Genomic DNA, 26,750 nt, shown 5'->3' with positions numbered 1-26,750 from the left:
GTGACGAGGGTGTTGCGTGGGACCGAATCGGCCTCATAGCGGCTAGTGTTAGGGCAGAACGTTCAAGCCCCCCGGGGAGGTGGGACGTGGCAGCACGTAGCGACGACGCGGACTCGCGCGCCGCACGGTGGGAGAAGGAAGCCCACGATCTCTCCACGCAGGTCGCGTTCCTGCAAGAGGAACTCGCCCTGGTGCGGCGCAAGTTGACCGAAAGCCCCCGACACGTCCGGCAGCTCGAAGAGCGGCTGGCGGCCACCCAGGCGCAGTTGGCGCGGCTGACCGAGAACAACGACCGGCTGGTGAGCACCCTCAAGGAGGCTCGCACGCAGATCGTGACGCTCAAGGAGGAGATCGACCGGCTCGCGCAACCGCCGAGCGGTTACGGCGTCTTCCTGGCCAAGCACGAGGACGGCACGGTGGACGTCTTCACCGGCGGCCGGAAACTACGGGTCGCGGTCTCGCCCTCGCTCGACGTGGGTGACCTGCGGCGCGGCCAGGAGGTCCTGCTCAACGACGCGCTCAACATCGTCGACGCGTTCGGCTACGAGCGGGTCGGCGAGGTGGTGATGCTCAAGGAGATCCTGGAGGGACCGAACGGCGGGCCGGGCGACCGGGCGCTGGTGGTCTCCCACTCCGACGAGGAGCGCATCGTGCACCTCGCCGAGACGCTCATCGGCTCGGCGATCCGGGCCGGCGACTCGCTCATGATCGAGCCCCGCTCGGCGTACGCGTACGAGCGGATCCCGAAGAGCGAGGTCGAGGAGCTGGTCCTGGAGGAGGTGCCCGACGTCGACTACGGCGACATCGGTGGCCTCCAGTCGCAGATCGAGCAGATCCGCGACGCGGTGGAGTTGCCGTTCCTGCACGCGGACCTGTTCCGTGAGCACCAGCTCCGCCCGCCCAAGGGCATCCTGCTCTACGGGCCGCCGGGCTGCGGCAAGACGCTCATCGCCAAGGCGGTGGCCAACTCGCTCGCCAAGAAGATCGCTGAGCGTCAGGGCAAGGAGAAGCACACCAGCTTCTTCCTCAACATCAAGGGTCCCGAGCTGCTCAACAAGTACGTCGGCGAGACCGAGCGGCACATCCGGCTGATCTTCCAGCGGGCCCGGGAGAAGGCCGGCGAGGGCACGCCGGTGATCGTGTTCTTCGACGAGATGGACTCGATCTTCCGGACCCGTGGCTCCGGTGTCTCCTCCGACGTGGAGAACACCATCGTCCCGCAGTTGCTCAGCGAGATCGACGGCGTGGAGGGCCTGGAGAACGTCATCGTCATCGGCGCCTCCAACCGGGAAGACATGATCGACCCGGCGATCCTGCGCCCCGGTCGACTCGACGTCAAAATCAAGATCGAGCGACCGGACGCCGAGGCGGCCAAGGACATCTTCTCCAAGTACATCCTCTCCGGGCTGCCCCTGCACCCGGACGACCTGGCCGAACACGGCACCGACCCCCAGGCCACCGTCGCGGCGATGATCGACGCCGTGGTGCTGCGGATGTACTCCGAGACCGAGGAGAACCGCTTCCTCGAGGTCACCTACGCCAACGGTGACAAGGAAGTCCTCTACTTCAAGGACTTCAACTCCGGCGCGATGATCCAGAACATCGTCGACCGGAGCAAGAAGATGGCCATCAAGGAGTTCCTCACCTCGGGCCGCAAGGGGCTGCGCCTGCAGCACCTGCTCGACGCCTGCGTCGACGAGTTCCGCGAGAACGAGGATCTCCCCAACACCACCAACCCCGACGACTGGGCGCGCATCTCCGGCAAGAAGGGCGAGCGGATCGTCTACATCCGCACGCTCGTCTCCGGCGGCAAGGGCGCCGAGGCCGGCCGGTCCATCGAGACCGCCAGCAACACCGGCCAGTACCTGTAGCACCAGCGTTCAACCGGGGCGACGCGTCGAAACGCGTCGCCCCGGTTGCCGTTGCGCACCCCGGCGGCGGACCGCCCGGCGCGTCAGCGCTGACCGTCGGTGAAGATCCACCTGCGGGAGACGAAGAGGTTCAGCACCGCCAGGCCGCCGGTGGTGAGCACCTTCGCGACCAGGTACGGCAGACCGGCCCAGGTCAGCCCCTGCACGAGGGCGACAGTGAGGGCCAGATTGACCAGCACCAGCAGCAGGTATCGCCACGCCTGACCGCCGACGTCGCCGGTCGAGCCGAACGACCAGGCCCGGTTCAGCCCGAAGTTGACCACGAACGCCACGGCGAAGGCGAGCACCGTGGCGAACGGAAGCCACACCCCCAGCACCCCGTGGAACAGGTAGAGCGCACTGGTGTCGGTGATCGCGCTGAGCCCGCCGACGATCAGAAAACGCACCTCGCTGCGGCGTGTCAGGCCTGCGATCGTCGCCGAGGCCGCCGCCCTCATCGCTGACCCTCGGATGCGGACCCGCCATGTGTCGTCACGGTGGAGCACGCTATCGTCTCCCCGTCCCGCGATCGCCCCGAGACCCCCCGAAGGTGTGCAGTGACCGACATGCCGAGTGTCTCCATCCACCCGACAGCCGAGGTGGAGGCCGGGGCCGAGGTCGGAGCCGGGACTCGGATCTGGCATCTGACGCACGTCCGGTCGACCGCTCGCATCGGTGCCGGCTGCACCATCGGACGCAACGTGTTCGTCGACGCGGGAGTCACCATCGGTGACCGCGTCAAGGTGCAGAACAACGTCTCGGTCTATCACGGTGTCACGCTCGAGGACGAGGTGTTCGTCGGCCCGAGCGCTGTCTTCACCAACGACCTCAACCCGCGGGCGCAGAACCCGGACTGGAAGGTCACGCCGACACTGGTCCGCACGGGGGCCTCCATCGGCGCCAACGCCACGATCGTCTGCGGCACCGAGATCGGGGAGTACGCCCTGGTGGCCGCGGGCGCCGTCGTCACCCGGGACGTGCAGCCGCACCAACTCGTGGCCGGCAACCCGGCCCGGCACCTCGGCTGGGTCAACCGCAACGGCGAGGTGGTCGCCCGCGGCGACGAGCAGCTGCCCGCCGGCGTACTCGAAGAGCGCTGAACTCACAGGAGACCCCTCATGTCTATTCCCATCACGTCGGTGGTCATCGGCCCCGAGGAAGAGGCCGCGGTCCTGTCGGTTCTGCGCTCCGGCAGGCTGGCGCAGGGCCCGATGGTCGCCGAGCTGGAGCGGTCCTTCGCGGAGCTGTGCGGTGTGCCGCACGCCGTGGCCGTCAGCAACGGCACCGTCGCCCTGGTCGCCGCTCTCGAAGCGCTCGGTCTGCAGCCCGGCGACGAGGTGATCACCACCCCCTTCAGCTTCGCGGCGACCCTGAACGCGATCCTCGAGTCCGGCGCGACGGTCCGCTTCGCCGACATCCGCGACGACTTCACCATCGACCCGGAATCGGTCAAGGCGCTGGTCAACGAACGGACCAAGGCCATCCTGCCGGTGCACCTCTACGGGCTGCCCGCCGACATGACGGCCCTCACCGCGATCGCCGACACCGCCGGGCTCGCGATCGTCGAGGACGCCGCCCAGGCGCACGGCGCCCGCGTCGGTGACCGGGCGGTCGGCTCGTTCGGCGTCGGCTGCTTCTCCATGTACGCCACCAAGAACCTGCAGTGCGGCGAAGGTGGCCTGATCACCACCTCCGACGACGCCATCGCCGACCGGCTGCGGCTGCTGCGCAACCAGGGCATGCGGGTGCGGTACCAGTACGAGGCGCCGGGGCACAACTGGCGACTGACCGACCTGCAGGCGGCCATCGCCGTGCCGCAGGTCGGCCGGCTCGCCGAGACCACCGCCCGTCGGGCCGAGAACGCCGCGAAGCTGACCGCCGGCCTCGCCGACCTGCCCGGTCTGACCACCCCGTCGGTGCCGGCGGGACGCAGCCACGTCTGGCACCAGTACACGGTGCGGATCGGCGCCGACGCGCCACTGAGCCGCGACGACCTCGGCAAGCGGCTCGACGAGCGGCAGATCGGCTACGGTCTGTACTACCCCCGCCTCATGCACCACTACGACTGCTACGTGGGTCACCCGCAGATCGGCACGGACGACACCCCTCGTGCCCTGCGCGCCGCCGAGGAGGCGCTCTCCCTTCCTGTCCACCAGCACCTGGCCAACGACGACGTCGACCAGGTGATCGAGGCCGTACGAGGTGCGTTCAATGCCTAATTTGGCGATCATCGGCGCGGGCATCATGGGCGCGAACCACGGCCGGGTGGCCCTCTCCACGCCGGACGTCACCGTCACCTCCGTCTGCGACCCCGACCCCCAGCGGGCCGCCACCCTGGCCAAGGCCATCGGCGCGCAGTACACGACCGACCTCGACGAGGCGCTGGCCGGCGTGGACGCCGTCGTCCTGGCGACCCCGAGCGAGACGCACGGCGAGTTGGGCGCACGCATCCTGCGCAGCGGCCGGGACCTGCTCGTCGAGAAGCCGATCGCGACGTCCGTCGCCGACGCGCGGAGCCTCATCGACCTCGCCGAGAAGCACGACCGCGTGCTGATGGTCGGCCACGTCGAGCGCTTCAACCCGGCGGTGACAGAACTCCTGCAACTGGTGGACGACCCACTGTCGTTGGAGATCACCCGGGTCGGCCCGTTCTCCAACCGCGCCCTCGCCGACGTCCTGCTGGACCTGATGATCCACGACGTCGACCTGGCCCGCACGGTGGCCGGCTCGGAGATCGTCGCGCACCGCGCGGCGACCCGGATCGTCCGCTCCGCCGAGCAGGACCTGGCGTTCGCCCTGCTCATGTTCGAAAACGGCATGATCGCCAACATCACCGCGAGCCGGGTCAGCCAGAACAAGATCCGCCGCGTCACCCTCACCCAGCGCAACGACTGCGTCATCGCCGACCTGCTGCGCCAGCAGGTCGAGGTGCACCGCATCGAACACTCCGAGTACCTCTCCGAGGGTGGCGTGCGCTACCGGCAGAGCGGCCGCGTCGAGATCCCCTTCCTGTCCCAGCACGGCGAACCGCTGATGCACGAGCTGCGGCACTTCGCCGACTGCGTCGTCAACCGCCGCCGACCGGTGGTCAGCGGCGAGGACGGCCTGGCCGCCCTCGAGGTGTGCCTGCAGATCCGCGACACCGCGCTGGTCGGCTGAGCATGTACAAGGGTCAGAAGATCGCCGCCGTCGTCCCGGCGTACAACGAGAGCCGGCTGATCGGCAAGACGATCACCACGATGCCCGACTTCGTGGACTTCATCGTGGTCATCAACGACTGCTCCACCGACGACACCTCCGCGCGCGCCCGCGCGGTGGGCGACCCACGGGTCGTCGTCATCGACCACGAGAAGAACACCGGCGTCGGCGGTTCGATCATGGACGGCCACGAGCGGGCCCTCCTCCTGGGCGCCGACATCAACGTCGTGATGGCCGGTGACGCCCAGATGGACCCGGCCTACCTGCCCGCGCTGCTCGACCCGATCTGCGACGACGGCTACGAGTTCACCAAGGCCAACCGCTTCTTCTCCCGCACGTCGTTCGCCGACATGCCGGCCGTACGGATGCTGGGCAGCGTCGCCCTGTCGTTCGCGACCAAGGTCGCCAGCGGCTACTGGAACCTCTTCGACCCGCAGAACGGCTACACCGCGGTCTCCCGGTCGGCCCTGCTGCGACTCAACGTCGCCGCCGTGGCCCGCGGCTACGAATTCGAGAACGACCTCCTCATCTGGCTCAACATCGCCAACGCCCGAGCCAAGGACGTACCGGTCCCCGCCAGCTACGGCGAGGAGGTGTCGACGATGCGCATCCACAAGGTCGCCCCCCGCATCGCCAGCCTCCTGTTCCGCGGCTTCTGGCGGCGGATGCTGCTCAAGCACGTCCTCGCCTCGTTCTCCGCCGTCGCGCTGCTCTTCTTCACCGGCCTGTTCCTCATCCTGTTCGGCTCCGGCTGGGGGATCTGGGTGCTGGCCGAGACGCTCGGCCCACCCGTCGCCACCACCGGCAGCGTCCTGCTCTGCGTCGGGCCGCTGCTGACCGGCATCCACATGCTGATCTCCGCGCTCACCCTCGACATCCAGTCGACGCCGGACTGACCGGCACCGGGCCCTGATCCGACCCACGCCCCCTGAAAGGCAGCGCAGAGAACCGCGATGACCGAACAACCTGCGGCCGGCGACGGCGCCGTCGCCGGCACCCGCCGGGTCTGGATCCTGGCCTTCGTCGGCTTCCTGCTGACCATCGGGGCCTGGTCGGTCGCCGCCCCCTACGACGGCACACCGGACGAGCGGGAACACATGATCCGCGCCGCCGGAGTGGCGGCGGGCGAGATCGCCCCGCCGCCGGCCGACGCCAAGAAGGGCTCAGGGGCCTTCCAGGACGTCCCCGCCGGCCTGGTCAGAGAACAGTGCTGGCAGTTCAAGCCGGCCGTCTCCGCCGCCTGCGCGGTCCCACCGGGCAGCGATGACACCCCCGTACGCGCCGGCACCGGCGCCGGTCGCTACCACCCCGTCTACTACGCCCTGGTCGGCTGGCCACTCGACCTCTGGCCGGGCTGGTCCGGGGTGCTGCTCGCCCGGTTCATCAGCGCCGGCATCGCCGCGGCGCTGCTCGCCAGCGCGTTCGTCGTGGCGGTGACCTGGTCCCGCCGCCGTCTGATGATCGCCGGGCTGCTGGTCGCCGTCACCCCGATGGCCGCCCAGATGGCCAGCGCCGTCAACCCCAACGGCGTGGAGATCGCCGCCGGCGTGGCGTTCTTCGCCGCGACCATCCCGCTGTTCCTGGACCGCCGACCCAAACCGCACCACGGGCTCCTCATCCTCGCCGGTATCAGCGGACTGCTGCTCGCCATGCTGCGGCAGACCGGGCCCCTCTGGCTGGCCGCCGCGTTCGTCGCCTTCGCCTTCCCCTGGCGGCAGAGCAACGTCGGCCGGCTGGTGCGCGAGAAGGCCGTCTGGTGGTGGGTCGGCGGCATCGCCGTGGCAGCCGTCACCGCGGTCGGCTGGGGCGTCGTGATGAAAACCTCCGACCTCGGCAAGTACGGCGGCCACGTCTACACCTACGGCCAGGCCGCCCTCGCCGAAACCGACCGGTGGCGCGGCTACCTCGACCAGATGGTCGGCGTGACCTCGTGGCTGGACACCCGAATGCCCGCGCCGATCTACCTGACCTGGCAGTTCGTCGCCGCGACACTACTGATCGGCGCGTTCGTCTTCGGCCGGCTGGTCGACCGGTGGCGGCTGCTCGTCCTGATCGTCGCCGGCACCGTGGTGCCGTCCGTGATGCAGGTGGCACTGGTCAAGCAGACCGGGTTCGTCACCCAGGGCCGCTACATGCTGCCGATGCTCGCCGGGGTGATGCTCTTCGCCGCGTACGTCTGGGAGGAACGCGGCCTCGACGCCACCCGCAGCCGGACCCTGGTCCGAATAAGCGTCATCCTGCTCCTGCCGATCCACCTCTTCGTCCTCATCCTGACGATGGTGCGGTGGCAGGACGGGCTGCCCAAATACCTGACCTTCCGCACCTTCAACCCCTTCGCCGGCGACTGGCACCCCCCGCTCGGCTCGATCACGCCCCTGCTGGCGAGCGTGCTCGGGCTGACACTGCTCGGCGTCCTCGCCTGGCGGGTCTCGATGCGCCCCCTCGACGAGGCCGACGAGACGGCGTCAGCGATCTCCGAGCCAGCCCCGGATGCTCGCTGACCGGCCGACCGGCCGACCACGCCCGGTGCGGGCGTTGCTGTCGGATTCGGACTAGGCTGGAGCGCAGGGCCGATCGAGCGGTAACGCACCGGCCGGCGGGGGCGTGGACCGGTACGTCAGCGAGCTGAAGCGGGGCGCGGCATGAGCGTACGGCGAATCATGGGCACCGAGGTCGAGTACGGCATCTCCGTGCCCGGACAGGCCGGAGCCAACCCGATGGTCACCTCGTCGCAGGTGGTCAACGCCTACGGGGCCCGCCCGGAACTCAACCGGGGCGGTCGGGCCCGGTGGGACTACGAGGAAGAGTCACCGCTGCGCGACGCCCGCGGCTTCACCTACTCCGGCGCCGCGTACGACCCCGCCGAGGCTCTCGCCGACGAAGACCTCGGCCTGGCCAACGTGATACTCACCAACGGCGCCCGGCTCTACGTGGACCACGCCCACCCCGAATACTCCACCCCGGAGGTCACCACCCCCCGCGACATCGTGCGCTGGGACAAGGCCGGCGAGCGGGTGATGGCCGAGGCGTCCCGCCGGGCCGCCACCATCCCGGGCACCCAACCGATCCACCTCTACAAGAACAACACCGACAACAAGGGCGCCAGCTACGGCGCCCACGAGAACTACCTGATGCGCCGGCAGACGCCGTTCGCCGACATCGTGGCGTACCTGACGCCGTTCTTCGTCACCCGCCAGATCGTCTGCGGCGCCGGCCGCGTCGGCATCGGCCAGGACGGCGGCCAGAGCGGCTTCCAGATCTCCCAACGCGCCGACTTCTTCGAGGTCGAGGTGGGCCTGGAAACCACCCTCAAGCGGCCCATCATCAACACCCGCGACGAGCCGCACGCCGACGCCGACAAGTACCGCCGGCTGCACGTCATCATCGGCGACGCCAACCTCTCCGAAATCTCCACCTACCTCAAGGTCGGCACCACCGCCCTGATCCTCACCATGATCGAGGAGAAGGCGCTCGGCGCCGACCTCGGCATCGCCGACCCGGTCAGCGAGCTGCGCGCCGTCAGCCACGACCCCTCACTGACGCACCGCATGCGGCTGCGCGACGGCCGCCGGCTCACCGCGCTGGACCTGCAGTGGGCCTACCTGGAGCGGGCCCGGTCCTTTGTCGAGGACCGGTACGGCACCGACGCCGACGAACAGACCGTCGACGTGCTCGACCGCTGGGAGAGCGTCCTGGACCGGCTGGGCCGGGACCCGATGCTCTGCGCCGACGAGTTGGACTGGGTGGCCAAGCTGCGGCTGCTGGAGGGCTACCGGGAGCGGGAGAAGCTCGGTTGGGGCTCGCACAAGCTCCAGCTCGTCGACCTGCAATACTCCGACGTCCGGCCGGAGAAGGGCCTCTACCACCGCCTGGTCAGCCGGGGGGCGATGAAGACGCTGCTCACCGACGACGAGACCCGTACCGCGATGACCGAGCCCCCGGAGGACACCCGGGCCTACTTCCGTGGTCGCTGCCTCGCGCAGTACGCCTCCGAGGTGGTCGCCGCGAGCTGGGACTCAGTGATCTTCGACGTGGGCCGGGAGTCGCTCGTCCGGGTGCCGATGATGGAGCCGGAGCGGGGCACCCGCGCGCACGTCGGTGCGCTGTTCGACCGCTGCGCCAGCGCCAAGGACCTGCTGGAGACGTTGACCGGGGGCTGACGACGCGCCCGGATGCCCGTCGTGTGCCGTAAGCCGGCGCGCGGCGGGCTTTTCGTCGCCCGCGCGAGGTAAGTTCATCGCAGACGATCGTGGAGGAGGCAGCAGTGGCCACTCATGACAGCGGCGGCCAGTCGCAGTCCGGCAAGTCCCGTCAGGGCGAGGAAATCGAGGACGTCACCACCGAGGCCAACCCCGAGGTGGCCGAGCGGCACGCCGAGATCACCGAGGACGTCGACGACCTCCTCGACGAGATCGACTCCGTCCTGGAAGAAAATGCAGAAGAGTTCGTGAGGGGTTATGTACAGAAAGGGGGTCAATAGGGGTAAATGTCCGATTTGACCGAGCCGCCGGGCAAGACATGCCCGCAGTGCAAGAGAGTGCTGGCCTACAGCGAGTTCCACCGTGATCGGCGCCGGGTGGACGGCATGGCCTTCTACTGCAAGGCGTGCGCCAATGCTCGGTCCGAGGCGAGCCGCCGCAAGCGGGGCGTCGGGCCGCAGAAGAAGTCGCCGACGCCCGTTGGTGAGGGGCTCAAGTGGTGTCCGGACTGCGAGCAGATCAAGCCGCTCGACGAGTTCCCCACCACCACGACCAAGGCCAGTGGCCGGTACAGCTACTGCAAGCCCTGCCACAACGCCCGCGGCAAAGAGACGGCGCAGCGGCTCTACGGCGGGACACGCGAGTACCACCTGCGGCGGAGGTACGGCGTGGGGGAGAAGGAGTTTCAGGAGCTCCTGGCCGAGCAGGGCGGGGTCTGCGCGATCTGTGGCGGCGCCGACCCGCAACATCTGGACCACGATCATCGCACCGGATGGGTGCGCGGGATACTCTGCTTCAACTGCAACGGTGGTCTTGGCCAGTTCCGTGACAGTCCCATGAGGCTGGCCAGGGCGATCACGTACCTGAGAGGAACCACGTGGCAGCGGGCTTTGATCCATCCGGGCGTCTACCAGATGTGTTCACCAACGCGGGGACGTCCTCCTTCACGACGTTTCTGAGTCGGGTGGCCCCCGAGATGCTGCCCGGTCGGCGACCGCTGCCGCCGGGCATGGCCGCCGACCTGGCGCCGCACGCGACCACCATCGTCGCCATCGCGGCCGCCGAGGGTGTGGTGATGGCGGGCGACCGGCGGGCCACCATGGGCAACCTGATCGCCCAGCGTGACATCGAGAAGGTGCACCCGGCCGACGCGTACTCGCTGGTCGGCATCGCAGGCACCGCCGGCATCGGCATCGAGCTGATGCGACTGTTCCAGGTGGAGCTGGAGCACTACGAGAAGATCGAGGGCGCGATGCTCTCGTTGGACGGCAAGGCCAACCGGTTGGCCTCGATGATCCGGGGCAACCTGGGGGCGGCCATGCAGGGGCTGGCCGTGGTGCCGCTCTTCGCCGGGTTCGACCTGGCCGCCGCCGACCCGGCGCGGGCCGGTCGGATCTTCAGCTTCGACGTGACCGGTGGCCCGTACGAGGAGACCGGCTACGACGCGATCGGGTCCGGGTCGTTGTTCGCCAAGTCCGCGTTGAAGAAGCGGTTCCGGGCCGGGTTGTCCGTCGAGGACGCGACGCGGCTGGCGGTCGAGGCGCTCTACGACGCGGCCGATGACGACACCGCGACCGGTGGGCCCGACCTGACCCGCCGGATCTACCCCGTGGTGATGACCGCGACTGCCGAGGGCACCTACCGGCTCACCGACGCCGAGACGGCGACGATCGCCGAGGGCGTGGTCGCCGGCCGGATGGAAAACCCGGGCGGCTAGGCCCGCCCGCCCACCCCCACCTGCCAGCAGTCGTCAGCACAGCCCCGTTAGGAGAACCGCCGCCGTGGCCATGCAGTTCTACGCCTCGCCCGAACAGATCATGCGTGACCGCTCCGAGTTGGCCCGTAAGGGCATCGCTCGCGGGCGCAGCGCCGTGGTCCTGAGCTACTCCGGCGGGGTGCTCTTCGTCGCGGAGAACCTCTCCAGCGCCCTGCACAAGGTCAGTGAGATCTACGACCGGATCGGCTTCGCCGCGGTCGGCCGGTACAACGAGTTCGAGAACCTGCGGCGGGCCGGCGTGCGGATGGCCGACCTGAACGGGCTCAGCTACGACCGCCGGGACGTCACCGGTCGGGCCCTGGCCAACGCGTTCGCGCAGACCCTTGGTGCGATCTTCACCGAGCAGTCGAAGCCGTTCGAGGTGGAGATCTGTGTGGCGGAGGTCGGGGCCACCCCCGCCGATGACGAGTTGTACCGGCTCACCTACGACGGTTCGGTCAATGACGAGCCGGGGCGGATGGCGATGGGTGGTCAGGCTGAGGCCATCACCGGTGTGCTGAAGTCCAACCACCGGCCGGACATGTCGCTCGGTGAGGCGGTGAAGGTCGCGGTGCAGGCGCTCAGCAGCGTCGGTGGGGAGGGCGGCGCCGCTCGGACGATCGCCGCGAACCAGCTCGAGGTGGCGGTGCTGGACCGTCAACGGGTCGGCCGGACGTTCCGGCGGATCACCGGGGCCGCGCTGACCGCGTTGCTGGACGGGAAGGCGGCACCGCCGGCGAGTGACCTGCCGGAGACGCCGAGCGTGCCGACCGGGGAGGCGGGCAAGCCGACCAGTTCGGCGGGCTCCGCGGACCTGGAGGATCGACCGGGGCAGGCCGACAGTTGATCGTGTGAGCAAGAAGCGCCGGGGTCCGCGTGAGCGGGCCCCGGCGCTGTCGTGTGGTGGGTCAGCGGCGGGGGAGCAGCGGCCGGGCGAGGGCCCAGTAGCCGGCGGCGACCGCGTTGAAGACGCCCATGCCGGGGGGTGAGTCGACGTTCGAGGGGGCGACCCGGGCGGTCATCAGCTCGGCGATCACCCCGTCGGGTACGGTCCGTTCGGCCTGGAGTTGACGGCGGCGGGCACCCACCCAGGATCTGTTGCGCCACAGCCAGCCCCAGCCGCGGGTCTTCTGCCGGGTCCAGCCACCGGCGAGCGCGGCGGCGAGCATGGCGGCTTCGGTGAGCAGCAGCATCGGGGCGAGCAGCACCAGGGTGCGGGTCTGGTAGGCGGTGAGCAGGGTGACCAGCCGGTTGCGTTCGACCAGGTAGAGCTTCAGGTCGTTGCGGGAGAACTCGTAGTGGTGGCGGACGACGGCGTCGGGGACGTACTCCAGGCGCAGGCCGCGTTGCCAGAGCCGCAGGCTCAGCTCGGTGTCCTCGTGGTAGGCGAAGTACTCTTCGGCGAAGCCGTCGAGCTCCTGCCAGCGCTGCCGGCTGATCACGAAGCAGCAGCCGCTGAGTGACGGGACTCTGGTGCGGACGGCGTGGGCGGTGGCCGGTTCGCCGTTGCCGCCGGCCCAGGACAGGCCGGTGAAGTGCAGCGGGTTGCCGGCGGTGTTGATCAGTTCGGGGGTGTCGGCGAGCCGGATGGAGGCCATCGCGGCGCCGACGCCGGGTTCGGCGGCGACCGCCACCGTCTTGGCGAGGGCGTCGGGGGCGACGATGGCGTCGGAGTTGACGAAGGCGAGCCAGTCTCCGGTGGCCTCGGCGGCGCCGATCCGGCAGCCGCCGGAGTAGCCGGTGTTCTGCTCGGGGCGGACGACGCGCACCTGGGGGAAGCCCTTGACGATGTCGATGCCGTCGCCGGTGCAACCGTTGTCGACGACGACCAGTTCGATGTCGACGTCGGTGCTGGCGAGGACGGCGTGGGCGGCGTCGACCAGGTACGGCTCGGCGCCGTAGGCGAGCATGACCGCGGTCACCTGTGGGCGGGTCATCGGATGCCTCCGGATGCGGCAGGGGCGGCGGCCTCGGCGAGCGGCCGGGTGGGGGTGGTGGGTCGGTGGGCGCCGCCGCGCAGCAGCAGTGTCGCCATGGTGGCGGCCACGATGACGGACCCGATGGTGTACGCCAACTCGACTCGCAGGGTGACCGGGGCGGGGATCAGCGTGACGGCGATCAGGGCGGCGACGCCGGCGGTCCAGGCGAGCGCCTGGGCGCGGTGCCGGTCGAGGGCGAGCAGGGCCTGGCCGAGGACCATCGCCCACAGGTAGGCGAGGGTGGCGGCGGCCAACCAGGCGAAGTCGGCGTGGCCGAGAACGCCGGGTGCGTCGAAGAGGGCGCCGACCAGCCACGGGCCGAGCAGCACGGCGCCGAGGGCGCCGGCGAGGCCGAGGGCGGTGACGATGCCGAGTGCCCGGCGCAGCAGGCTGTGGAAGCCGGCCTGGTCGCCGGTGGTGGCGGTGGTGGCCAGGCCGGGCAGTAGTGACGCCTGGAGGGAGCCGAAGACGAACAGGGGGATGCGGACCAGCACGAGGGCGCTCAGGAGCGCGCCGGCGGCTGCCGCGTCGGAGGGCGCGAGTAGTTGCACGTTGATCACGCCGATGTTCACCACGACCTGGGAGAGCAGGCTGGAGGCGGTGAGCAGGCCGAGGCCGCGCAGCAGGGTGGCCCAGGCGACCGGCGGGCCGGCGCCGATGGCGCGCAGCACCGGTGGCAGGGTGACCAGGACGCTGACCAGCGGGGCGGCGACGAGTACGAGCCCGTACCAGACGGGGGAGGTGACCCCGGCCAGCCCGAGCAGGGCGACCATGATGATGCGCAGGCCGCCGTCGATCCCGAGTTGGGTGCCGTACCAGGGGAACAGTTGCAGGCCGGAGAGGACGCCGCGGGTGGCGTAGGCGACGGCCATCGCGGCGAGTGCGCCGATGAGCACGGTGACCAGGTTGCCGTCGCCGGCGAAGAGCTTGTCGGCGAGCGGCTGGCGGCCGATGGTGACGGCGGACACCAGCACGGCGAGCAGCACGGCGGCGACGGTGACGCCGCGGGCCAGCACCGGTCCCGGGGGCAGCCCCTGGCTGTGCCGGGCGGCGACGATCCGGGCGACTTCCTGTTCGATCGGCATGAACACGCCGATGCCGAGGGTGAACACGATCGACCAGAGCACCGACAGGGCGGAGTAGTCGGCGGTGCTGAGGCTGTGGCCGGCGACCGCGAGGTGCACGTAGGAGGCGAGGCCGAGAAGGCCCAGCCCGGCACCAACAGCGATGGTGCCGGGCGGGATCAGGCGCAGCAGGCGACGGATCACCGGCGAATGAGGGCCAGCGTGAGGACGGCGAACGCGCGGCCGAGGTAGATCATCGCCCGGGCGGGGGAGTGGCTGGGTGTGCCGGCCATCCGTTTGCGCATGGCGACGGGCACCTGCCGGATGCGGTATCCGCGGCGGGCGGTGTGGACCAGGGTCTCCACGGTGTCGCCGAGGTATTCGGCCGGGTACCAGGTGGCGAACATGTCGATGACCCGCCGGTTGGCGGCGCGGAAGCCGGACGTGGTGTCGGTGAGCTTGGTGTGGGCGACCCGGGACAGCACGGCGGAGAGCATCACCATCGCCCAGCGGCGGGGGCCGCGGACGGTGTAGTCGCCCTCGCCGGCGAAGCGGGCGCCGATGACGAGGTCGTTGTCGTCGAGCAGGTCGACGAGCTTCGGCACGTACCGGGGGTCGTGCTGGCCGTCGGCGTCGATCTGGATGGCGACGTCGTAGTTGTGGTCGCGGGCGTAGCGGTAGCCCAGGCGCATGGCCCCGCCGACGCCGAGGTTGTACGGCAGTTTCGCGACTGTGGCGCCGGCGGCGGTGGCGACGGCGGCGGTGCGGTCGGTGGAGCCGTCGTCGACGACGAGCACGTCGACGCCGGGCAGTTCGCCGCGGACCTCGCCGACGACGTCGGCGATCGAACCGGACTCGTTGAGCGCCGGGATGATGATCAGTGTGCGTTTGCCGTTAACCATCGGTCGACACCAGTTCGTCACGGCCCGCCCGGTCCGCGTCGATCTCTGCGCGCAGCAGGGCGAAGTCCTCGGCCAGGGTGCGGGTCTCTTCTTCGAGTGCGCTGACCTCCCAGCTCAGGTGCACGCACACGAGCAGCAGGAAGACGATGCCGAGGAAGAGCACCAGGCTGACGCCGGAGGCGACGCCGAGGAGTTCGGCGACGTTGTCGAGCAGCCGGGGGAACAGGGACAGCGGGATCACGACGACCAGTACGGCGAGCCAGAGCATGCCGTACTTCTCGCGCAGCTGACGGCGGCGCAGCAGCTCGACGATGGTGCCGAGGAGCAGCAGGCCGGTCAGGCCGGTGACGAGGGTGAGCTTCATGCGACCTTCCACGGGGCGGGTGGAGCGGGGGAGTGGAACGCGTCAACCAGGGCGCTGTGCCAGTCCGGAAGCGGGGGCAGACCCACGGCTGCCCAGCGGCTGTGCCCTAGCACACTGTACGCAGGCCGGGGGGCGGGACGCGGATACCGGTCGCTGGTGGTGGGTCGAATGCGGTCCGGGTCCAGCCCGGCCAGCGTGAATGTGGCGCGGGCCAACCCGTACCAGGTTGTCTGCCCGGTGCAGGTGCCGTGGTAGACGCCGGGCGGCGCGTTGCCGGCCACTGCCGCGTCGGCGAGCGCGACGAGTCGTTGGGCGAGCGCGTAGGACCAGGTGGGTTGGCCGTGTTGGTCGTCGACCACGTCGAGGTGGTCGCGGTGGGCGGCGAGTTGGAGCATGGTGGCCACGAAGTTCGGGCCGTGGGCGCCGTACAGCCAGGCGGTGCGTACCACGTACCCGGTGTCGGGCAGGAGGCGCGCGACGGCCTGTTCGCCGACGAGTTTGCTGCGGCCGTACGCGTTGACCGGCGCGGTGGGCGCGTCCTCCGGGTAGGGGGTGTCCGCGTTGCCGGCGAGGACGTAGTCGGTGGAGACCTGGATCAGTCGGGTTCCGTCGGCGGCGCAGGCCGCGGCCAGGTTGGTCACGGCGCCTCCGTTGACGGCGGTCGCCGCGGCCTCGTCGGCTTCGGCGGCGTCGACGTTGGTCCAGGCCGCCGCGTTGATCACCAGGTCGTGCCCGGCGACGGCGGCGTCCACCGCCGCGCGGTCGGTGACGTTCAGGTCGGCGCGGGTGGCGGCGGTCACCTTGAGGTCGGGTCGTGCTCCCAGCACGGTGACCAGGTCCCGGCCGAGCATTCCGCCCGCGCCGGTGACGAGGATTCGGGTCATGCGGCCGGGGCGGACTTGAGGGGTTCCCACCACGTGCGGTTGTCCTGATACCAGCGGACGGTGTCAGCGAGGCCCTGGTCCAGGGTGATGCTGGGGTGGTAACCGAGCTCTTCGCTGATCTTGGTGATGTCGAGCGAGTACCGGCGGTCGTGGCCCTTGCGGTCGGTGACCGGGACGACCCGGTCCCATCCGGCGTCGCAGGCGTCCAGGAGCAGACCGGTGAGTTGCTTGTTGGTCAGTTCGGTGCCGCCGCCGATGTTGTAGACCTCGCCGGCGCGGCCCTTCTGCTGCACGAGGGCGATGCCGCGGCAGTGGTCGTGCACGTGCAGCCAGTCGCGGATGTTGCCACCGTCGCCGTAGAGGGGGACGGTGCCGCCGTCGAGGAGGTTGGTGACGAACAGCGGGATGACCTTCTCGGGGAACTGGTACGGGCCGTAGTTGTTGGAGCAGCGGGTGACGACCACGTCCATGCCGTGGGTGCGGTGGTACGACAGCGCCAGCAGGTCGGAGCCGGCCTTGGACGCCGAGTACGGCGAGTTGGGGGCCAGGGGCCAGGTCTCGGTCCAGGAGCCCTCGTCAATCGAGCCGTAGACCTCGTCGGTGGAGACGTGCACGAATCGTCCGGTGCCGTGGCGCAGCGCCGCGTCGAGCAGCGTCTGGGTGCCCAGCACGTTGGTGGTGACGAACGGCGCGGCGCCGGCGATCGAGCGGTCCACGTGTGACTCGGCGGCGAAGTGCACGATCACGTCGTGCCCGGCGACGACCTCGTCGACCACGACCGGGTCGCAGATGTCGCCCTGCACGAACCGCAGTCGCGGGTCGTCGCGGACGGGCGCGAGGTTGGCGAGGTTGCCCGAGTAGGTCAGCTTGTCCAGGACGGTCACGGCGGCCGGCTCGAGCGGCGGCACGCCGTCGGCGCCGCCGAGGGGCTTGCCCAGCAGCAGGCGGACGTACTCCGACCCGATGAATCCGGCTCCGCCGGTGACGAGGATCCTCACGGGTCCGGAAGTATACGCGACGGGTGGCGCTAAGCCCGGTATGCGACCCCCGCACAACCTGTCCGGGTGCGGCTAGGCTTCCCCGGTGCGCGGAATCCTACTTGCCGGCGGCACCGGGTCCCGGCTCTGGCCGATCACCCGGGCGGTCTCGAAGCAGCTGATGCCGGTCTTCGACAAGCCGATGATCTACTACCCGCTCTCCACCCTGGTGATGGCCGGGGTCCGGGAGATCCTGGTGATCACGACTCCGGACGACCAGGACCAGTTCCGTCGCCTGCTCGGCGACGGCAGCCAGTTCGGGCTGCGGCTGGAGTACGCCAGCCAGGAACGCCCGGAGGGCATCGCGCAGGCGTTCATCCTCGGCGCGGACTTCATCGGCGACGCGTCGGTGGCGCTGGTCCTCGGCGACAACATCTTCCACGGTGTGGGCCTGGGACGGCAGCTCGCCGACCACGGTGACCTGGTCGGCGGGCGGGTGTTCGCCTATCAGGTGGCCAACCCGCAGGAGTACGGCGTGGTCGACTTCGACGCCGATGGCCGGGTGCTCTCGATCGAGGAGAAGCCGGCCCGGCCGAAGTCCCGGTTCGCGGTGCCCGGCCTGTACTTCTACGACAACCGGGTGGTCGACATCGCGCGCAAGCTCACCCCGAGCGCGCGCGGCGAGCTGGAGATCACGGCGGTCAACGAGGCGTACCGGGAGTGGGGCGAACTGTCGGTGACGGTGCTGGATCGGGGCACCGCCTGGCTGGACACCGGCACGTTCACCTCGATGATGCAGGCCGCCGAGTTCGTCCGGGTGGTCGAGGAACGGCAGGGCCTCAAGATCGGTTGTGTCGAGGAGGTCGCCTGGCGGGCCGGCCTGATCGACGACGCGCAGCTGCGCGCGCTGGCCGAGCCGCTGACCAAGAGCGGCTACGGCGACTACCTGCTCCGGCTGCTCAGCGAGCAGGCTGAGCGCGACGGGGGTTCCTGGTGAAGATCCGGGAGTTGGGCATCGAGGGCGCCTGGGAGATCACCCCCCAGCAGCACGGTGACCCGCGTGGCATGTTCATGGAGTGGTACCGCTTCGACAAGCTCGCCGAGGCGGTGGGGCATCCGCTGCGACTGGCCCAGGCCAACCTGTCGGTGTCCGCGCGTGGCGTGGTGCGCGGCGTGCACTTCGCCGATGTCCCGCCCGGGCAGGCCAAGTACGTGACCTGTGTGCGGGGCGCGGTCCTCGACGTGATCGTGGACCTGCGGGTGGGTTCGCCGACCTTCGGCCGGTGGGAGGGCGTCCGGCTGGACGACACCGACCGTCGGGCGGTCTACCTCAGCGAGGGGCTGGGGCACGGGTTCTGCGCGTTGACCGACGACGCGACGTTGAGCTATCTCTGCTCGGCCACCTACAACCCGACCGGCGAGCACGCGGTGCACCCGCTGGACGAGGAGTTGGGCATCGAGTGGCCGGCGGAGGTTCCGTTGCTGTCCGCGCGCGACGACGCGGCGCCGACCCTCGCCCAGGCGCGCGAGCGGGGTCTGCTCCCGGAGTACGACAGCTGCCGGCGGTTCGTGGCGAGCCTCGGCCCGGACGGAATGTCGCACTCAACCGGTATGTGACAGCGCTCGGGGCACGACCTGTGGTCTGACAGTGACGAACCGGGCCCCCAGGCGGCTAATGTCACACCATGGAGCGGCGAATCTTCGGCCTCGAGACCGAGTACGGCGTCACCTGCACCTATCGCGGGCAGCGGCGGCTGTCCCCGGACGAGGTCGCGCGGTATCTGTTCCGGCGCGTGGTGTCCTGGGGTCGGTCGAGCAACGTCTTCCTGCGCAATGGGGCCCGGCTCTACCTGGACGTCGGGTCGCATCCGGAGTACGCGACACCGGAGTGCGACTCGGTGACCGATCTGGTCGCCCACGACCGGGCCGGCGAGCGGATCCTGGAGGGCCTGCTCGTCGACGCGGAGAAGCGGCTGCACGACGAGGGCATCGCGGGTGAGATCTACCTGTTCAAGAACAACACCGACTCGGCCGGCAACTCGTACGGGTGCCACGAGAACTACCTGGTCTCCCGGCACGGCGAGTTCGGCCGGCTCGCCGACGTGCTCATCCCGTTCCTGGTGACCCGGCAGTTGATCTGCGGCGCCGGCAAGGTCCTGCAGACCCCACGCGGCGCGGTCTACTGCCTCTCGCAGCGGGCCGAGCACATCTGGGAGGGCGTCTCCTCGGCGACCACCCGCAGCCGCCCGATCATCAACACCCGCGACGAGCCGCACGCCGACGCCGAGCGCTACCGGCGGCTGCACGTGATCGTCGGTGACTCCAACATGAACGAGGTCACCACGCTGCTCAAGGTCGGCACCGCCGACATCGTGCTGCGGATGATCGAGGCCGGGGTGGTGATGCGCGACCTGTCCCTGGAGAACCCGATCCGGGCCATCCGGGAGGTGTCGCACGACATCACCGGGCGGCGCAAGGTGCGGCTGGCCAACGGCAAGGAGGTCAGCGCCCTCGACATCCAGCAGGAATACCTCGCCAAGGCCACCGAGTTCGTCGAGCGGCGCGGCGGCGACCAGGCCGCCAAGCGGGTCGTCGAGCTGTGGGGGCGGGTGCTCAACGCGGTGGAGACCGGTGACCTGGAACCGGTCTCCCGGGAGATCGACTGGGTCAGCAAGCTGCGGTTGATCGAGCGCTACCAGCGCAAGCACGATCTGCCGTTGTCGCACCCCCGGGTGGCGCAGATGGACCTGGCCTACCACGACGTGCGTCGCGGCCGGGGCCTCTACGGGCTGCTGGAGCGCCGCGGTGACGTCGACCGGGTGGCCACCGACCCGGAGATCTTCGAGGCCAAGGAGACCCCGCCGCAGACCACCCGGGCCCGGCTGCGGGGCGAGTTCATCCGGCACGCCCAGGAGAAGCGCCGCGACTTCACCGTCGACTGGGTGCACCTGAAGCTCAACGACCAGGCGCAGCGCACCGTGTTGTGCAAGGACCCGTTCCGGGCGTACGACGAGCGGGTGGAGCGACTGATCGCCAGCATGTGACGGGTTACCGGCCCCGGCGGTGCGCTGCGCCGACGGGGCCGGTCGGCCCGGCGCGCCGAGCGGTTAAGCTGAGCGCGCCATGACGACTTCTGGACCTTCCGACCGTTCCGAGCGCCCCGAGCGCGGCACCGAGCGGCAGAACTGGATCGAACGCCGGCGGGAGAAGATCCGCGCCGAGATCGACCGTAACCGGCGCGGTGACTACACGGTGCCGACCTGGGTGCTGGCCCTGGCCCTGGCCCTCATCGTGGGCGGCTGGCTGGCCCTGATCTTCCTCGCCTAACCCCCAGCGCTCCGGCCCCGCGCCGTCGCCCGCGTTGATCATGAAGTTGTTGCCCCGACACGCCGAGGCGGCGGGCACTTCATGATCACCAGGGCCGGGCCGGGCCGATCAGGGGAGGAGGGTTGTGGCGTGGCGGCCGGCGGCGGCTGCGGACAGGAAGTAGGCGTGGTCGGCGTCGAGGCCACGGCCCATGGTGGACAGCGGCACGACGCTGGCCCGCAGCGCGGCGTCGAGACCGTCGGTGCCTACCCGCACGATCTTGTGCCGGGCCGCCAGGGGCGCCAGCGCCGCGTGCACCTCGGCCGCGAGCGACGGGGCCAGGTCCTCGGGCACCACCAGCTCCGCCGGGGCGAGCGCCACCCGGCCGTACGCGGTGAGGCTGTGGTGTGACACGCCCCGGTGCCGGGGACGGGGGTCGGCGTCGGAGATGCGCAACGACCCGACCGGCCGCCCGCCCAGCGTGGCGACCGCGTTGACCGCCTCGCCGACCGCGACGCCGGAGAAACCCCAGCGGGTGCCGGTGCCCAGGTTGCCGGGCCCCTGAGCCACGATCGCCAGGTCCGCGTGGAGCACGTGCCGGGCGGCGAGCAGACCGCCGTGCACTGTGGTGGCCTCCAGGTCGCCGCCGAACGCCTGCCCGACCGTGATCGTGCCGACCAGCTCGGACCGCAGCCCGGCGAGGGTGCGGGAGAACCAGGCGGGCAGCGCGCCACCGTCGGTGAGCAGGTACGCCACCCGCGCCCGCGGGGCGTCGGCCCGGATGCCGGCCAGGATCGCCGGCAGCGCCGAGTGCAGATCGGCGGTGACCACCGGCAGGCCGCCCAGGTCGTCCGCGTCGGCCAGCACGTCGCGGTGCGGGGACGCCTCCTCGTCGACACCGAGCAGGATCGGCTGCAACGGGGTGTAGCGGGCCTTCACCAGGTGCCCGGCGTCGCGGGTGTCGGCGACCTCCGGCGGGTCCGGGGGCAGCCGGTCCGGCAGGGCGACCACCAGGGCGTACCCGCCGGTGCCCAACCCCATCAGCAGCGCGCCGGCGTTGAGCAGCACCCGGTCGCCCGGCTCGGGCGTGCCGACCAGCTCCGGGTAGGCCAGCGCGCGCATCCGTGTGCCGTCGGGCAGGTCCACGTCCAGCTCCACCGCCCCGGTCCACTGCCGTCGCAGCGTCGCCACCGTCCCCGTACGCCATCGCACCATGACGGGCACGCTAGCCGCGCGGGCCCGGCGGCCCGCGCCCGGGTGCGGTTCAGGTGGACTCGGCGCCGCCGGCGTCCGGGCTCGGTCGGGCCTGGGTGTGCCGGGCGGTGCCGGTGGCCCCGGGCAGCGAGCGGGTGGGGTCGAGGAAGACGAACCGGATCTCCGGGTAGCGGCCGGTGAGCCGTCGTTCGGCCTCGTCGGCGGCGGTCTCGATCTGCGCGCCGGTGGCCTCGTCGCGGAAGTCGACCTTCGCGGCGACCAGGATGTCGTCCGGGCCGAGCTGCATGGTCAACAGGGTGTCGATGCGCTCCACCTCGGGCAGCCCGGCCAGCTCCTGCTCGATCTCGCGGCGCAGCCGTTCCGGCACGGCCCGGCCGACCAGCAGCGACAGGTTGTTGCTGGCGAGGATCCCGGCGACGGTCAGCAGCAGCAGGCCGATCAGGATCGACGCCACGCCGTCCCACACCTCGTCGCCGGTGGCGTGCGACAGACCGACGCCGAGCCCGGCCAGCACCAGACCGATCAGGGCCGCGCTGTCCTCCAGGAAGACCGCCTTGACGGTGGTGTCGGCGGTCAGCCGCAGAAACCGCCGAGGCGTGGTCCGCCAGCGTCGCGACTCGCGGCGGACCTGGCGCACCGCGCGGGCCAGGGAGATCGACTCGATGACGAACGACACAGCGAGCACGATGTACGAGATCAGGTAGTCGCCGCTGTGCTTGTGCACCAGGATCGTGGTGACGCCGTGGGTGACGGCGAAACCGGCGCCCGCGACGAACGTGAACATCGCCGCGAAGAACGCCCAGACGTAGCTCTCCTTGCCGTACCCGAAGGGGTGTCGCTGGTCGGCCGGGCGGGCGCCGCGGCGCAGCGCCTGGAAGAGCAGCACCTCGGTGGTGGTGTCGGCCACCGAGTGCGCCGCCTCGGAGAGCATCGCGGCGGATCCGGAGATCACCCCGGCGATCAGTTTGGCCACCGCGATGGCGAGGTTGGCGGCGCCGGCGACGACGACGGTGCCGACGCTCTCGCTCGCGGGCCTGGCCTCCGGTGCCGACATGAGGATCACCCTATGACCGCGGACGGCGACGCGCCGGGGGAGACCCGATCCGAACATGTGTGCGGCACGCCCGCGTGGGTGCACGGTGTGGGCGCGTCGGCTGCTAGCGTCTACCGCGTGTCGCGGACCCGCACCGAACGCCTGGTCAACCTGGTGATCTGCCTGCTGTCCACGCGACGGTTCCTGACCGCCGCGCAGATCGCCGCGACCGTGCCCGGTTACGAGCACGATCCTGACGACGCGCGCGACCACGAGGCGTTCCAGCGCAAGTTCGAACGGGACAAGGCCGAGCTGCGCGATTTGGGTGTCCCACTGGAGACCGGCACGGCGAGCGCCTTCGACGCCGAGCCCGGCTACCGGATCGCCCACCGCGAGTACGCGCTGCCCGACATCCTCCTCGAACCGGACGAGGCCGCCGCGGTCGGCATCGCCGCACGGCTGTGGCAGCACGCCGGGCTGGCCGCCGCCGCGTCGTCCGGGCTGGCCAAGCTGCGCGCCGCCGGGGTGGACGTGGACCCGCAGGCGACCCTCGGCCTGGAGCCGATGGTCACCGTCGACCCGGCGTTCGCGCCGCTGACCGCCGCCGCGCGCGACCGCCGCGAGGTGGGGTTCGACTACCGGGTGCCCGACCGCGACGCGCCCAGTCGGCGGCGACTGCAACCGTGGGGCGTCGTCTGCTGGCGCGGCCGGTGGTATGTGGTCGGCCACGACCAGGACCGGGAGGCGACCCGCTGCTTCCGGCTGTCCCGGGTCGTCGGCGCGGTCCGGGTGACCGGCGCCCCCGGCGCGTACGAGCCTCCCGCCAACGTCGACCTGATCAGCCACGTGGCCCGCTGGTCGGGTCCGGTGGAGCGCACCGGCCGGGCCACGGTGCTGGCCGCGCCGGGACGGGCCGCCGGGCTGCGCCGCTGGGCGCTGGAGGTGACCGCCGGTCCGGACGGCGACCGGCTGGTCCTGCCGTACGCGGAGCCGGACGGGTTGGCCGGTCATCTCGTCGGCTACGGCCCGGACGTGCGGGTGCTGGACCCGCCGGAGGTCCGCGAGGCGGTCATCCAACGACTCAAGGAGATCGCCGTGCGCCACGACGAGCTGGCCGTGGGCGGAGGTGCCCGGTGACCCGCCCGGCCGCCCGCACCGGTTCCCGCGCGTCCGCCGACCGGCTGGCCCGACTGCTCAACCTGGTGCCCTACCTGCTGGCCCGGCCCGGCATCGAGATCGCCGAGGCGGCCGGTGACCTGGGCGTCACCGAGCGCCAGCTCCGGGAGGACCTGGAGCTGCTCTGGGTGTGCGGGCTGCCCGGGTACGGCCCCGGTGACCTCATCGACATGGCGTTCGACGGTGACCGGGTGACCATCACCTACGACGCCGGCATCGACCGGCCGTTGCGGCTGACGCCCGACGAGGCCCTCGCTCTGGTGGTGGCGCTGCGGATGCTGGCCGAGACGCCCGGGGTGGCCAACCGGGAGGCCGTCGAACGGGCTCTGGCCAAGATCGAGGCCGCGGGCGACCTGGTGGGCGCCCCGGTGGCGGTCCGGTTGCCCGGAGACACCCCGCGGGTCGAGGCGCTGCGCGCCGCCGTCGAGGGCGGGAAGGCCCTGCGGATCACCTACTACACGGCCGCCCGGGACGAGACCACCGAGCGCGTCATCGACCCGCTGCGGATGCTCATGGTCGGCGGCCGGGCGTACGTGGAGGCGTGGTGCCGGCGTGCGGAGGCCGTCCGGCTGTTCCGCGCCGACCGGATCGACGCGACCACCGAGTTGGACGAGCCGGCCACGGTGCCGCCGCAGGCCGTGCCGCACGACCTCACCGAGGGCGTGTTCCGCCCGACGGCCGACCTGCCGCTGATCACCCTGCGGATCGGCCGGGGCGAGCGGTGGATCACCGAGTACTACCCGTGCGAGCGGGTCGAGGCCGGCGACGGCGACCAGTGGCTCGTCTCCCTGCGGGTCACCGACCTGGGCTGGGCCCGCCGGTTCGTGCTGGGTCTCGGCCCGGAGGTGACGGTGGTCGCCCCGGTCGAGTTGGCCGAGCAGGTGCGGGCGACGGCCGCCGCCGCGTTGGACGCGTACGCCGTGCCCGCGCCCCCGGCGGTGCCCCGACCGTCCGAGGTCGACGCGGAGCGCGCGCCGGCGGGCGACCCGGCGGTGGCCGGCCGCACCCAGTAGGCTGACCGCCGTGCTGATCTGGATCGTCCTCGCGGTGGTGCTGCTGCCCCTCGTGGTGCTCGCGCTGGCCGTGCGCCCGGTGCTGGCCCGGTTGCCCCAGCTGCGCCGCGCGGCCGTGGCGTTGCAGCGGCGTGCCGCCGAGGCCGAGGCGCTGCGGGACACCGCCGAGGCGCTGCAACAACGCGCCGAGGACGTCCAACGTCGGCTCGACACCACCTCCCGACGGCTCGCGGTGATCAAGGCCAAGCGCGGCTGATCGGGCCCGCACCTGGTGGTGGTTGACGGATCATCGTGGGTTGGTCAAGACTTCACCCTCCCGGCCAAACCACCACTACCCAACGGGTGGCGGGCAGCCGATCCGCACGTACGATGGGCTGCGTACCACCCCTCGGACACAGAGCGACTGGAGCTTCTCATGGGTGCCCTCAAGCCGTGGCACATCGCTGTTCTCGTGGTTGTGCTGATCCTGCTCTTCGGTGCGAAGCGGCTCCCTGACGCGGCCCGGTCGCTGGGTCGGTCGCTGCGGATCATCAAGGCCGAGACGAAGAGCCTGCAGGACGACGACCGCGACCTCGCCGAGAAGGCCGACGCGCAGGCCGCCTACCAGCCGCTGCCGCCGCACACCGGGCAGCAGGCGCCGTACGCCGGTCAGCCGCAGCAGGCCCCGTACCAGCAGGCCCCGCCGCAGCAGCCGGTCGTCGACCCGGTGCACCGCGTCCGCGACAACTGACCGAAGGGCCCCACTCCCGTGGCCTTCGCCCTGCGTAAGCGCGGCCCGAGCAGCTTCGAGCGGGCCGCCGACGGCTCGATGACGCTCATCGAGCACGTCCGCGAGCTGCGTAACCGTCTCTTCCGCGCGTCCGTGGCGATCCTCATCGGGTTCGGTCTCGGTGTGTGGTTGGCCAAGCCGGTGCTGCACCTGCTCCAGCAGCCCTACTGTGACCTCCCGCAGGCCAGATTCGTCGACGGCAAGTGCGAGTTCGTGCAGCTCGGCCCCGCCGACCTGTTCCTGCTCAACCTGAAGGTCGCGCTCTGGGTCGGGTTGATCGTGGCCGCACCGGTCTGGCTCTACCAGCTCTGGGCGTTCATCGCGCCCGGCCTGCACCGGCACGAGCGACGCTACGCGTACTTCTTCACCGCCCTCGCCGCGCCGCTGTTCGCGGCCGGTGCGGTGCTGGCGTACTTCGTCACGGCCAAGGGCCTGGAGTTCCTGCTCAGCATCTCCGACAGCGAGATCAGCACCACCCTGGAGATCACCAAGTACATCTCCTTCGTCACCAACCTGATCCTGTTGTTCGGGGTGGCGTTCGAGTTCCCGTTGATCGTGTTGATGCTCAACTTCGTGGGCATCGCCAGCGCGAAGCGGCTGCTCAGCTGGTGGCGGGTGGCGATCTTCGTGTTCTTCGCGTTCTCCGCCGTGGTCACCCCCACCCCGGACCCGTTCGGGATGACCGCGTTGGCGCTCTGCCTCTCCGCGCTCTACTTCGGCGCCGTCGGCGTCGCGTTCCTCAACGACAAGCGGCGTGGGCGGGGCAAGGAGATCTACGCCGGCATCGACGACGACGAGGTGTCGCCGTTGGAGTTCGACGCGGACCCGGTCGTGGCCGGGCAGCGGGTCGACTCGACCGCGCCGATCGGCGTACCCGAACCGGTCGCCCCTCCCGCGCCGATCGAGCGCCGCTACGACGACATGACCTGACGGCCCCGCGCCGACCGGTCCACCGACGCCGTCCCCGGGTTCCCGGGGGCGGCGTCGTCGCGTCACCTCCCGCGT

The 26,750-nt window shown here is 70.9% G+C and carries 29 protein-coding genes; 20 read left to right on the top strand and 9 right to left on the bottom strand.

The window, feature by feature from the left end; translation table 11 throughout:
* Positions 1 to 86: 86 nt before the first annotated feature.
* On the top strand, positions 87 to 1,871 hold the full coding sequence (gene arc, locus ACX27O_RS11025) for a proteasome ATPase (protein WP_030332887.1): 1,785 nt from the start codon (positions 87 to 89) through the stop codon (positions 1,869 to 1,871).
* Positions 1,872 to 1,954: 83 nt separating this feature from the next.
* On the opposite strand, the gene ACX27O_RS11020 is transcribed toward arc, so the two are convergent.
* The gene (locus ACX27O_RS11020) at positions 1,955 to 2,317 is read right to left on the bottom strand and encodes a GtrA family protein (protein WP_167337305.1); all 363 of its coding nucleotides are present in this window, start codon (positions 2,315 to 2,317) and stop codon (positions 1,955 to 1,957) included.
* A gap of 159 nt (positions 2,318 to 2,476) precedes the next feature.
* On the opposite strand from ACX27O_RS11020, the gene ACX27O_RS11015 reads away from it, so the two are divergent.
* The 10 genes from ACX27O_RS11015 to prcA all read left to right on the top strand — a co-directional run bounded on the left by ACX27O_RS11015 (position 2,477) and on the right by prcA (position 11,910).
* Positions 2,477 to 3,010 carry an acyltransferase gene (locus ACX27O_RS11015; RefSeq protein ID WP_030332890.1) on the top strand — a complete coding sequence of 178 codons (534 nt, stop codon included), beginning with the start codon at positions 2,477 to 2,479 and terminating at the stop codon, positions 3,008 to 3,010.
* A gap of 18 nt (positions 3,011 to 3,028) precedes the next feature.
* Positions 3,029 to 4,129: a DegT/DnrJ/EryC1/StrS family aminotransferase gene (locus ACX27O_RS11010; protein ID WP_030332892.1), complete on the top strand. Its 1,101-nt coding sequence runs from the start codon at positions 3,029 to 3,031 to the stop codon at positions 4,127 to 4,129.
* Complete coding sequence (locus tag ACX27O_RS11005) at positions 4,122 to 5,069, top strand: Gfo/Idh/MocA family protein (RefSeq protein WP_081883858.1); 948 nt, start codon at positions 4,122 to 4,124, stop codon at positions 5,067 to 5,069. Before ACX27O_RS11010 ends, ACX27O_RS11005 begins: the two co-directional genes overlap by 8 nt.
* 2 nt (positions 5,070 to 5,071) lie before the next feature.
* Positions 5,072 to 6,004: a glycosyltransferase family 2 protein gene (locus ACX27O_RS11000; protein ID WP_030332896.1), complete on the top strand. Its 933-nt coding sequence runs from the start codon at positions 5,072 to 5,074 to the stop codon at positions 6,002 to 6,004.
* A gap of 57 nt (positions 6,005 to 6,061) precedes the next feature.
* Positions 6,062 to 7,609 (top strand): DUF2142 domain-containing protein, encoded by a 1,548-nt coding sequence (locus ACX27O_RS10995; protein WP_030332898.1) that lies wholly within the window; start codon positions 6,062 to 6,064, stop codon positions 7,607 to 7,609.
* A gap of 141 nt (positions 7,610 to 7,750) precedes the next feature.
* The gene (gene dop / locus ACX27O_RS10990; RefSeq protein WP_036411579.1) at positions 7,751 to 9,268 is read left to right on the top strand and encodes a depupylase/deamidase Dop; all 1,518 of its coding nucleotides are present in this window, start codon (positions 7,751 to 7,753) and stop codon (positions 9,266 to 9,268) included.
* Positions 9,269 to 9,372: 104 nt separating this feature from the next.
* The gene (locus ACX27O_RS10985; protein ID WP_030332902.1) at positions 9,373 to 9,588 is read left to right on the top strand and encodes a ubiquitin-like protein Pup; all 216 of its coding nucleotides are present in this window, start codon (positions 9,373 to 9,375) and stop codon (positions 9,586 to 9,588) included.
* Positions 9,589 to 9,594: 6 nt separating this feature from the next.
* Entirely contained in the window at positions 9,595 to 10,266 is a 672-nt protein-coding gene (locus tag ACX27O_RS10980) for an endonuclease VII domain-containing protein (protein ID WP_030332904.1), read from the top strand.
* Positions 10,185 to 11,024, top strand: a complete 840-nt coding sequence (gene prcB, locus ACX27O_RS10975) for a proteasome subunit beta (RefSeq protein ID WP_030332906.1) — start codon at positions 10,185 to 10,187, stop codon at positions 11,022 to 11,024. Before ACX27O_RS10980 ends, prcB begins: the two co-directional genes overlap by 82 nt.
* 64 nt (positions 11,025 to 11,088) lie before the next feature.
* Complete coding sequence (prcA, locus tag ACX27O_RS10970; protein ID WP_030332908.1) at positions 11,089 to 11,910, top strand: proteasome subunit alpha; 822 nt, start codon at positions 11,089 to 11,091, stop codon at positions 11,908 to 11,910.
* Between the two features lie 61 nt (positions 11,911 to 11,971).
* Here prcA and ACX27O_RS10965 read toward each other — a convergent pair whose 3' ends face one another.
* Genes ACX27O_RS10965 through rfbB form a run of 6 tightly spaced genes read right to left on the bottom strand, consistent with a single transcriptional unit; the run spans position 11,972 to position 17,254 of the window.
* On the bottom strand, positions 11,972 to 13,000 hold the full coding sequence (locus ACX27O_RS10965; protein ID WP_030332910.1) for a glycosyltransferase family 2 protein: 1,029 nt from the start codon (positions 12,998 to 13,000) through the stop codon (positions 11,972 to 11,974).
* Positions 12,997 to 14,310: a polysaccharide biosynthesis protein gene (locus ACX27O_RS10960; RefSeq protein WP_307857843.1), complete on the bottom strand. Its 1,314-nt coding sequence runs from the start codon at positions 14,308 to 14,310 to the stop codon at positions 12,997 to 12,999. Before ACX27O_RS10960 ends, ACX27O_RS10965 begins: the two co-directional genes overlap by 4 nt.
* Positions 14,307 to 15,008: a glycosyltransferase family 2 protein gene (locus ACX27O_RS10955; RefSeq protein ID WP_030332914.1), complete on the bottom strand. Its 702-nt coding sequence runs from the start codon at positions 15,006 to 15,008 to the stop codon at positions 14,307 to 14,309. The genes ACX27O_RS10960 and ACX27O_RS10955 overlap by 4 nt, the downstream gene beginning before the upstream one ends.
* A complete protein-coding gene (locus ACX27O_RS10950) occupies positions 15,001 to 15,372 on the bottom strand; it encodes a DUF2304 family protein (protein ID WP_458939370.1) in 372 nt (123 codons plus the stop codon). Before ACX27O_RS10950 ends, ACX27O_RS10955 begins: the two co-directional genes overlap by 8 nt.
* Complete coding sequence (gene rfbD, locus ACX27O_RS10945; protein ID WP_030332918.1) at positions 15,369 to 16,256, bottom strand: dTDP-4-dehydrorhamnose reductase; 888 nt, start codon at positions 16,254 to 16,256, stop codon at positions 15,369 to 15,371. The genes ACX27O_RS10950 and rfbD overlap by 4 nt, the downstream gene beginning before the upstream one ends.
* Positions 16,253 to 17,254 carry a dTDP-glucose 4,6-dehydratase gene (rfbB, locus tag ACX27O_RS10940; RefSeq protein WP_458939369.1) on the bottom strand — a complete coding sequence of 334 codons (1,002 nt, stop codon included), beginning with the start codon at positions 17,252 to 17,254 and terminating at the stop codon, positions 16,253 to 16,255. The genes rfbD and rfbB overlap by 4 nt, the downstream gene beginning before the upstream one ends.
* Before the next feature lie 85 nt (positions 17,255 to 17,339).
* On the opposite strand from rfbB, the gene rfbA reads away from it, so the two are divergent.
* From rfbA to ACX27O_RS10920, 4 genes are all read left to right on the top strand, one after another.
* On the top strand, positions 17,340 to 18,230 hold the full coding sequence (gene rfbA, locus ACX27O_RS10935) for a glucose-1-phosphate thymidylyltransferase RfbA (protein ID WP_210857778.1): 891 nt from the start codon (positions 17,340 to 17,342) through the stop codon (positions 18,228 to 18,230).
* A complete protein-coding gene (rfbC, locus tag ACX27O_RS10930) occupies positions 18,227 to 18,850 on the top strand; it encodes a dTDP-4-dehydrorhamnose 3,5-epimerase (protein WP_030332924.1) in 624 nt (207 codons plus the stop codon). Before rfbA ends, rfbC begins: the two co-directional genes overlap by 4 nt.
* Before the next feature lie 68 nt (positions 18,851 to 18,918).
* Complete coding sequence (gene pafA, locus ACX27O_RS10925) at positions 18,919 to 20,277, top strand: Pup--protein ligase (protein WP_030332925.1); 1,359 nt, start codon at positions 18,919 to 18,921, stop codon at positions 20,275 to 20,277.
* Positions 20,278 to 20,356: 79 nt separating this feature from the next.
* On the top strand, positions 20,357 to 20,560 hold the full coding sequence (locus ACX27O_RS10920; RefSeq protein WP_210857777.1) for a hypothetical protein: 204 nt from the start codon (positions 20,357 to 20,359) through the stop codon (positions 20,558 to 20,560).
* 108 nt (positions 20,561 to 20,668) lie between these two features.
* On the opposite strand, the gene ACX27O_RS10915 is transcribed toward ACX27O_RS10920, so the two are convergent.
* The gene (locus ACX27O_RS10915; protein ID WP_030332929.1) at positions 20,669 to 21,754 is read right to left on the bottom strand and encodes a DUF3866 family protein; all 1,086 of its coding nucleotides are present in this window, start codon (positions 21,752 to 21,754) and stop codon (positions 20,669 to 20,671) included.
* Positions 21,755 to 21,803: 49 nt separating this feature from the next.
* A complete protein-coding gene (locus ACX27O_RS10910; RefSeq protein WP_458939368.1) occupies positions 21,804 to 22,808 on the bottom strand; it encodes a cation diffusion facilitator family transporter in 1,005 nt (334 codons plus the stop codon).
* A 117-nt stretch (positions 22,809 to 22,925) separates the two neighbouring features.
* On the opposite strand from ACX27O_RS10910, the gene ACX27O_RS10905 reads away from it, so the two are divergent.
* The 5 genes from ACX27O_RS10905 (at position 22,926) to tatC (ending at position 26,675) form a co-directional block, all read left to right on the top strand.
* Positions 22,926 to 23,924, top strand: coding sequence for a helix-turn-helix transcriptional regulator (locus ACX27O_RS10905; RefSeq protein WP_458939367.1), 999 nt, complete (start codon positions 22,926 to 22,928; stop codon positions 23,922 to 23,924).
* Positions 23,921 to 24,976, top strand: coding sequence for a helix-turn-helix transcriptional regulator (locus ACX27O_RS10900; RefSeq protein WP_458939366.1), 1,056 nt, complete (start codon positions 23,921 to 23,923; stop codon positions 24,974 to 24,976). The genes ACX27O_RS10905 and ACX27O_RS10900 overlap by 4 nt, the downstream gene beginning before the upstream one ends.
* A gap of 10 nt (positions 24,977 to 24,986) precedes the next feature.
* Positions 24,987 to 25,232, top strand: coding sequence for a hypothetical protein (locus ACX27O_RS10895; RefSeq protein ID WP_030332934.1), 246 nt, complete (start codon positions 24,987 to 24,989; stop codon positions 25,230 to 25,232).
* 159 nt (positions 25,233 to 25,391) lie between these two features.
* The gene (gene tatA / locus ACX27O_RS10890) at positions 25,392 to 25,706 is read left to right on the top strand and encodes a Sec-independent protein translocase subunit TatA (RefSeq protein ID WP_210860995.1); all 315 of its coding nucleotides are present in this window, start codon (positions 25,392 to 25,394) and stop codon (positions 25,704 to 25,706) included.
* Positions 25,707 to 25,724: 18 nt separating this feature from the next.
* On the top strand, positions 25,725 to 26,675 hold the full coding sequence (gene tatC / locus ACX27O_RS10885) for a twin-arginine translocase subunit TatC (protein ID WP_030332936.1): 951 nt from the start codon (positions 25,725 to 25,727) through the stop codon (positions 26,673 to 26,675).
* Positions 26,676 to 26,750 lie beyond the last annotated feature (75 nt).

The organism is Micromonospora sp. SD19 (assembly GCF_054462275.1).
This window is presented reverse-complemented; position numbering and strand designations above follow the sequence as displayed.

Bases quoted from the DNA above. Each gene is read 5' to 3' on its own strand.
- ACX27O_RS11015 (WP_030332890.1), top strand. From the start codon at position 2,477: ATGCCGAGTGTCTCCATCCACCCGACAGCCGAGGTGGAGGCCGGGGCC.
- ACX27O_RS11010 (WP_030332892.1), top strand. From the start codon at position 3,029: ATGTCTATTCCCATCACGTCGGTGGTCATCGGCCCCGAGGAAGAGGCC.
- ACX27O_RS11005 (WP_081883858.1), top strand. From the start codon at position 4,122: ATGCCTAATTTGGCGATCATCGGCGCGGGCATCATGGGCGCGAACCAC.
- ACX27O_RS11000 (WP_030332896.1), top strand. From the start codon at position 5,072: ATGTACAAGGGTCAGAAGATCGCCGCCGTCGTCCCGGCGTACAACGAG.
- ACX27O_RS10995 (WP_030332898.1), top strand. From the start codon at position 6,062: ATGACCGAACAACCTGCGGCCGGCGACGGCGCCGTCGCCGGCACCCGC.
- dop (WP_036411579.1), top strand. From the start codon at position 7,751: ATGAGCGTACGGCGAATCATGGGCACCGAGGTCGAGTACGGCATCTCC.
- ACX27O_RS10980 (WP_030332904.1), top strand. From the start codon at position 9,595: ATGTCCGATTTGACCGAGCCGCCGGGCAAGACATGCCCGCAGTGCAAG.
- ACX27O_RS10965 (WP_030332910.1), bottom strand. From the start codon at position 13,000: ATGACCCGCCCACAGGTGACCGCGGTCATGCTCGCCTACGGCGCCGAG.
- ACX27O_RS10955 (WP_030332914.1), bottom strand. From the start codon at position 15,008: ATGGTTAACGGCAAACGCACACTGATCATCATCCCGGCGCTCAACGAG.
- ACX27O_RS10950 (WP_458939370.1), bottom strand. From the start codon at position 15,372: ATGAAGCTCACCCTCGTCACCGGCCTGACCGGCCTGCTGCTCCTCGGC.
- rfbD (WP_030332918.1), bottom strand. From the start codon at position 16,256: ATGACCCGAATCCTCGTCACCGGCGCGGGCGGAATGCTCGGCCGGGAC.
- pafA (WP_030332925.1), top strand. From the start codon at position 18,919: ATGGAGCGGCGAATCTTCGGCCTCGAGACCGAGTACGGCGTCACCTGC.
- ACX27O_RS10920 (WP_210857777.1), top strand. From the start codon at position 20,357: ATGACGACTTCTGGACCTTCCGACCGTTCCGAGCGCCCCGAGCGCGGC.
- ACX27O_RS10915 (WP_030332929.1), bottom strand. From the start codon at position 21,754: ATGGTGCGATGGCGTACGGGGACGGTGGCGACGCTGCGACGGCAGTGG.
- ACX27O_RS10910 (WP_458939368.1), bottom strand. From the start codon at position 22,808: ATGTCGGCACCGGAGGCCAGGCCCGCGAGCGAGAGCGTCGGCACCGTC.
- tatA (WP_210860995.1), top strand. From the start codon at position 25,392: ATGGGTGCCCTCAAGCCGTGGCACATCGCTGTTCTCGTGGTTGTGCTG.